This is a genomic window from Candidatus Schmidhempelia bombi str. Bimp (assembly GCF_000471645.3).
GTDB classification, from domain to species: domain Bacteria; phylum Pseudomonadota; class Gammaproteobacteria; order Enterobacterales; family Orbaceae; genus Utexia; species Utexia bombi.
In genome coordinates, this window is the sequence record NZ_AWGA01000135.1 from 1 (window position 1) to 7411 (window position 7411).

At 39.7% G+C, this 7411-nt stretch carries 4 protein-coding genes; all 4 read left to right on the forward strand.

Annotated elements, in window-relative coordinates; genetic code table 11:
• Positions 1-519: 519 nt before the first annotated feature.
• The 4 genes from O970_RS09755 to O970_RS09770 are packed head-to-tail and all read left to right on the forward strand — an operon-like array spanning position 520 to position 7030.
• Positions 520-3045 (forward strand): type VI secretion system Vgr family protein, encoded by a 2526-nt coding sequence (locus O970_RS09755; RefSeq protein WP_133459501.1) that lies wholly within the window; start codon positions 520-522, stop codon positions 3043-3045.
• A 57-nt stretch (positions 3046-3102) separates the two neighbouring features.
• Entirely contained in the window at positions 3103-4224 is a 1122-nt protein-coding gene (locus O970_RS09760; protein ID WP_133459502.1) for a hypothetical protein, read from the forward strand.
• Between the two features lie 39 nt (positions 4225-4263).
• Complete coding sequence (locus O970_RS09765; protein ID WP_133459503.1) at positions 4264-5898, forward strand: lipase family alpha/beta hydrolase; 1635 nt, start codon at positions 4264-4266, stop codon at positions 5896-5898.
• Positions 5899-5902: 4 nt separating this feature from the next.
• Entirely contained in the window at positions 5903-7030 is a 1128-nt protein-coding gene (locus O970_RS09770; protein WP_133459504.1) for a T6SS immunity protein Tli4 family protein, read from the forward strand.
• The last annotated feature ends 381 nt before the right edge of the window (positions 7031-7411 follow it).

Here is a 7411-nt window from a genome sequence, read left to right on the forward strand (position 1 = left end):
GATAGAACAGTATTACTCTATTTTACTTATTTGTAGATTTATTTGGTTGATATGGGTATACCACTATTAGTTATTAGTTATTAGTTATTAGTTATTAGTTGCTATGGATAGAGGTATGTGCACACTTTTGGGCATGAAAGAGTGCGAGCATATCACTAGATGGTTGAATTTAGGGTGAAGTATTTTTCAGGGTTAAAGGTTGCGAATGTTGAATGTTCTAAGAAAAAGCCAGTTAATTTATCGACAATGGACGTTATATTGATGATAAATAATGTGAAGTAGCGCATAAAAATGGTTTAATGGAGGGGAATGGTCGCACAATTTTTTAGTTAACTTCTGTTATTTTTTATCGGTTTAGATAAAATGGGATTTAGTTTTATTGAAGAATGATAATCGTTTTTGCATCGATTAAAAATAGCAAAGAGGTAGGTATAAATACCTAACTAACCAATTAATTCACTTCAGGCAGGGCAGTATATTAATTGTGTTAGGCGTTAAAATAGCTAAAAGGACAGCGCCATGTTCAATATTTCAGATATAAACCAAATCCATAATGTGTTGTCTGTTCATGACTACACCTTACATATTAGCGGTAATCAAGTACCCTTATCGGTATTGTCAGTGACGGGTGAAGAGCGATTAAATCAGCCATGGCGTTACGAAATCACTTTCACCACAGGCGATAAGCAGCTACAGGCGGAGGCGCTACTGACGAGAGCCGCGACGTTTATTTTTCATCCCAAGCCAGAACAGATTCCTTTTTTAACAGAACTGAGTTTATTAACGTTACAGACTTTACCCAGAACGCTTTATGGGGTGATTACGGCTTTTAGCCAGTTGGCGACAAATCGGGAGGAAGCACGTTATAAAGTGGTGTTAACGTCACGTTTAGCGTTATTAGGTTTACAGCATTACAGCGCTATTTATCAACATCAAAGTGTGATAGCGGTGGTGGAGCAGCTATTACGCAAGCATGGTTTTACGGGAGTGGATTACCGTTTAGCACTGAGTCAAAGCTACCCTTCACGAGAATTTATTACGCAGTGGCAAGAGAGTGATTTAGCGTTTATTCAGCGTATTTTAGCGGATATAGGGGTGTGGTTTCGGTTTGAGATTGATAAGGAGCATAACTGTGAGGTATTAGTAATAAGCGATACAGAACAGGGATTTGCTACGAGTCATAGTATCGTTTATAAGCCAACAAGTGGTATGGATGATGGTGGTGAGGCGAGTGTATGGGATTTACAGCTACAAAGTAGCACCGTTCCTCAATTAGTACAGGTGCAGGATTATAACTACCGTCGGTCAGGAAATACCCTGCTTGCACAGACCAACAGTCAGCCGGAAGACAGGACGACATATGGTCATCACTATCACTATGGCGCCCACTATAAACAACAAGGCGATGAAGATGAGGTGGAGTCGGGGGCATGGTATTCGGCAATAAGACATCAGCAGCATATTAGCCAGCAGCAAATCATTAAGGGTAAAAGTAACCAATATAGTTTAGCGCCGGGGCAACGGATAATAATAAAATCGGCACCATTAGCGCAAGATATCAGTGAAGGGATAATTATTTTAAGTACACAGGGACGAGGTAATCGTACAGACAGTTATGAAATAGAGTTTACGGCGTTGCCGTTTAATGTGTTAAAACCCTATCGACCGGAGGTTATTTCCTCACCCAAAATAAGCGGCACGTTGCCAGCAAGAATCACCAGCCCGAATAATGATACGTATGGTTATATTGATACGCAAGGGCGTTATCGAGTTAAATTTAACTTTGATTTAAGTGAGTGGAAAAATGGAGAGGAAAGCCTGTGGTTACGGTTAGCAAAGCCCTATGCAGGGGAACAATATGGATTTCATTTTCCGTTAATAACGGGGACGGAGGTAGCGATAGCGTTTACTGAAGGTAATCCTAATCGTCCTTATATTGCTTATGCTTTGCACGACAGTTGCCATCCAGACCATGTCAGCACCATCAATAAACATCGAAATGTGATACGAACCGCGGCGAATAATAAACTGCGTATGGATGATAAACGTGGTGAGGAGCATATTAAATTAGCCACAGAATATGGTAAGAGCCAGCTTAATTTAGGGCATTTAGTTGATAAGAATAAGCAATTAAGAGGGCATGGATTTGAATTAAGAACGGATGAGTGGGGAGCGATTCGCACAGCTAAAGGCTTGTTTATTAGCACTGATGCTCAGCCCGAAGCGCAGGGTCAGCAGCTTGATATGCAGCAAGCAAATCAGCAGTTACAACAAGCGTTAGAGTTAGTAAGTCATTTGCAACAAGCGGCGGAGCATGCTAAAGCGGAGTTAGCCGATTTAAAGGCACAAAAACAATTATTAACGGAGTCGTTAACTGAGCTAAAAGAGGCGACCATGCTGTTTTCCTCGCCGAAAGGGATAGCACAGGTGACGCCGAAAAGTATTCAATTATCGGCGGGGGAAAACCTAATAATGACCAGTCAGCATCACGCTGATATAAATATACTAAAGAAGTTCACTTTAGCTGCGGGCGAAGTGATTAGCTTATTTGCGCAGAAGTTTGGAATTAAACTCTTGGCATATCATGGCAAAGTGGATATTCAGGCTCAAAACGATGACATGGGTTTAATGGCATCTAAAGATATCACGATATCCAGTCAGCAAGGACGGGTAGTCATCTCTTCGCCTAACGAGCTCATATTAAATGGCGGTGGGGCTTATATTCGTTTGGCGGGCAAAAGTGTAGAAATTGGCGCAGAAGATACGATAGATAATAAAACAGCGGTTTGGAAAAAGACGGGACCCAAAAGTATCAGTGTATTAACTAATGAGCAATCTAATCCGACTTATACGCTTAAATCGCAGTTACGGTGGCAACATGATAATTCACTGGTGAAAAACCATAAAGTACGAATAGTACGCGCGGATAAGACGGAGATTCATACCATGACGGATGATAAGGGGCTATTACCACCGCAACATAGTCTGTTTGTCGAGCCGGTAACGATTATTATTGACCCAGATAATAATGAAGCAGGTAAATAACCAATACGTTTTTTGAATTAGAGATAGAGTCAACAATGGCTAAGTAAGGAGTTATCAATGGGATGGCCAATACCTGAATTAGCAGTATATCCGACTCGCCAGCGTCCACGGTATTGGCGCTGGGGATTAGGTTTAATCTTATTGGTTATGATTAGTATAGGGATAATGCTGCTTTTCTGCAGTCATATCGATACGATTTTGTTTTGGGGATATAGTCTTGGCGTGCCGGTATTAATTTGGACCATTAGCATAGCCTTTACGCTAACCCAATATACTTATTCTGCGCTGGCCAGTGAGCAGTATCAGCAGCAGAATCACGCTATAGTACAAGCATGGCAGCAGTGGAGTCAGTGCCAAATACCGGTACTAGGTTATCATTTAATATCGGCTGAGCAGGATACCTTAAAGGCGTTAACTGGTGAGGATATTGCACTCTATCCGTATCGAGCTCGCCCCTTGTTTCATTCAGATAATCGTCGTCAGATTTACTGGTTTTTGGATGAGGTGATGCAGCGGTTAGAGCAGCAATACCCGACTTACCGTTATTATCTTAGTCATATTTATGTGCCCGCGGTATTAATGGAAGATAGGGATTTAACCGATGCTATTTTTGCGCGCTGGGATTTAAGAGCAGAGCCGATAAATGATTATGATGATGTTATTACCACGGCAATAGATAATGAAGCAGAGTTAGAACTATCGTTATTATTAGTTTGTCAGTATACCGATATAGATTTTTATGGCTATAGTAAATTTGTTAGCGCCTTGCTGATAAGTAATACTTCGTTTTTGACACAGCAGCAATTACACGCAAAAGCGTGGTTAGGGCGGATAATGCAGACTACGCTGGCAACCATTGCTGAAGATATTCGACAGTTATTAATTTATAATCAACTTAAGGCGACAGATTTAAACCGGGTTTGGGTGTCAGGGGTAGAGAAAGCGGCATACCAAGATTTATCGATTGCGATTAATCAAATCAATCTGGCGATAATTGAAAAAAATACGCTGCGAAATATTGATGAGACCTTTGCGCAGCCGTCACTATTAACCCCTTACTTTATCAGTGCTATAGCCTGTGATGCGAGTTTGCAGCAGCAACAGCCACAATTAATCATCTATTACCATCAACAGCATTATTATTTACAGCTAATTACCGCTCAGCGGCTGCGGTCATAGCTGTGGTCATCAGCGATAATTACATTAAGGGAAAAGTCGATGAGTGGTAGCTATCAAATGTTAACGCAGCCAAGCGATGAAAGTCAGCTGCAGCAGATGTATATTGAAAAGAAAAAGCAACTGATACCGGTTATTTTTTTGCCGGGGGTAATGGGTAGTAATTTAAAAAATAAGAACGGGGATATTATCTGGCGTCCAGAAACCAATAGTATGGATGGTATAACAAATTTACTGGGCTGGGCATTACCTTATTTTGGCTCAGCTCAGGTACGGCGTAAAGATCTTAATCCTAATGAAGTACTGGTAGATGATCGGGGAAAAATTAAAAAGGCAAGAAAAGACAATAATGATGAACACGCTTTTGGACCACGTTCAAAACGCGGTTGGGGCACGGTTGCCAATATGAGTTACGGTGATTTTTTACCCTGGTTACAAGAACATCTGTATAGTGAGAACGGTAGTTTATCTCAAGTATTAAATAAGTTGATCGATATGCCGTCGTTTACTGTAGATGTGGGCTCTAAACAAAATTTATTCTTAGATAAAAAACAGCTATCTCTCTGTGATAATTACGCATTTCCAGTGCATGCTATGGGTTATAACTGGTTAGCTTCAATTGAGAGTAGTGCAAATGCATTAAAAAATTTAATTGAGGTACAGTTACCACAATATTATCGAAGAAATAAAAGTAAGTTGAGCAAGGTGATTTTAGTGACCCACTCAATGGGTGGATTAGTTGCCCGTTATTATACAAAAGAGCTTGGTGGTGAGGATAAAGTCTATGGGGTAGTGCATGGGGTGTTACCGTCAACGGGGGCAGCTGCGGCTTACACGCGCATGAAGCAAGGTGCGGCAATGACGGGCATTATCGGTAAAATTGTTTCGGAAGTGATTGGTGATGATGCAGAGGAAATGACCGCGGTCTGCTCGCAGTCTCCTGGTCCCTTACAATTATTACCCTCACCAAACTATGGTTATAACTGGCTTACTATTCATCATGCTGATGACACCAAAGAGACCTACCCAAAACAAGATCCTTATAAAGAAATTTATTTGGAAAAAGATAAGTGGTGGGGGTTATGTGAGCCACATTTAATCAACCCTTTAAATACCAAATATGATTCAAATCTAATGAAAGAGGATTGGGATGCCTATGAAAGGATTATTAGAAACAAGGTTAAAAATTTCCATGATAAAATAAAGGATAATTATCATCCTAATACTTATGCCTTTTATGGGATAGATACGAAAAAAGAAGCTAATAAAATTAAAGCAGATTTCCTTACCTACGAAAGTGTACACTGGGAGGGAAAATTAGAGCAATGTTTTATCAAGCCTTATTCCCCAGAGGATTTTACTAAGGTTAAAAGCCGTTTTTTGCCTAATGAGGATTATATAGGGGATAAAAGGCGGCTAAATTTACGTGAGCTTGGCGAAATAAGGCGCTTACGACTGGCTCCGGATAATCATTCTTGGCGACAAGTGTATACATTACAAAGGGCTAAGGAAAATGGTGATAATACCGTGCCGAAAAAATCGGGAGAAATTCCAATAACATATTTGAAAAGCCGGGTAGGTTTAGATATTGGACATGAGCCAGCTTATAAAGACAAGCAGGGGCGCAGTCAGGAATTTACCCTGCGCGCTATCATCACTATGATACAGGACATATAAAACTATGAAGCAGATAGCTAATTTAATTCGGGTCATTGTGTTACCTATGGTCATAACTATCCCCTTAGTGGGCTGTCATTATCTACAAAAGGATATCGGTATGGAGAATTTATCAGCATCAGAGCAGCAACATATCTCGCAGTTACTCAGTCAGTCACCCACACGCGGTTTTAGTGTCTATTTAATTGATTTACCATCGGTGTTTAAACCGAATAAAGAGATGGAATTTATTTATAAGAACCATAATGTAAATATTAAAACCCGCCAGCAATATCGGCCAGCATTTAAACAGATGATAGCCCTGCGTGAACAGGAACTAAAACATACGCGACCCATAGATATTATTGATGGGACTTTTTTAAAAAATAGCTATCCTATCCAAGCTGCCAATAATGGTGAAGGTATTATTTTTGAACGGATGGAAGATACCAGTACTCCGGATTCAGCTAGAATCTTGGAAGGATATAGGTGGCAGGATGGAGTGACATTAAAAATAGAGATAAATGCCCAAAATGGCTTAGCTTCTCGCTATGACGAGGATCGTAAGGAAAGCCCAAGATTATATGGAAATAACGTACCTGATAAGTTGCAAGAGATGCATCGTTTATTTGAACGTATTCAGCCACGTGATGATTTACAGATACCTACTGAGCGGGGAATTTGTTTAGGCTATAGTTTTATGCAGGAAATCGATGAGGCATGGAAAGATATTTATTTTGGTTATACACATGAGCGTATTGAGGATTTTAATTTTGTATTGAGTTCCGATGATTTTGCTGAGGACTACCCACTATTAAAAAAACCGACGAACTATTTTACTGAAGGGCGTGGAAAAACCATCTATAAGGGGCGCCGAGAAAGTCATGGTTTACAGATTGAGGAGTGGATAGTAAAAGGTAGTTATTTTGTAGCGAAAGATGCTTATGATGAATCACTGGGCTACAATGATGATATTGGTTATAAATTTTTGATGACTATTCATATGACAGACCCGACACCGAAGACGCCGAAATTATATATGAAGATGTATTATAATCCGCATAAGGATAGCACGCCGTATAATGAAAAAGAGCTGATGGTTATCTGGAAGACGATAACGGGCAGTATTCGAGTTAGGCCAGGTGCGTTTTAATGGGGTGAGGTTAAGTTATTTTTCTTATGCTTAAGCTAAATGGATTACCTATTAAAGTCGATGTTAGTTAGGTTGACGCAATCTTGGTGCTTTTTCATTGGGTGAAAATAAAATTTTTACTAAAAGGTATAATAAGATAAATGGATATATTGGTTATATAGTGCTGATTTTAACTGACTACTATAGTTAACGGTTATATTAATATGGTTGCGGGGTAATAACATGATAGGATTGCAAATCTGTAGTAAATTGGATTATGCAGGCTTATAAGATTAAAAAAAGCAAAGGCGTTAGCGAAAATATGGGGCATTTCTGCTAGTGTTATTGCTAGCAGAATTTTAAGAAACTTTTTACTCTTTGATTTTGTTTTAAAGTGTGCGA